Here is a 226-nt window from a genome sequence, read left to right as displayed (position 1 = left end):
GTACCACCTTCACCGTCATCAACCTGTGTACCAATTAGTGATGCATCAGCACTTGAAGACTTAACATTAACTTGCACGTTGTCAAATACGTAGCCTGTACCTTCACGAAGACGAATAGCGCGACCGATTGTATCTAGTGTTGCATTTTCAAGCGTTGGCTTAGCAATTGGTGTGCCTGAATCGTCAGTGCTGTGCGAGTCAGCTTCGATTGCACGTGAGTCAATCT

The 226-nt window shown here is 46.0% G+C and carries 1 protein-coding gene; it reads right to left on the bottom strand.

Translation table 11 applies throughout. The features are described 5' to 3' along the window. On the bottom strand, nucleotides 1–226 hold a 226-nt coding region (locus A3756_RS27300; protein ID WP_197481176.1), incomplete at both ends, for a hypothetical protein.

This window comes from Oleiphilus sp. HI0086, from assembly GCF_001635225.1.
The sequence above is the reverse complement of the archived record's forward strand: the minus strand, read 5'-3'. Positions and strand labels throughout refer to the sequence as shown.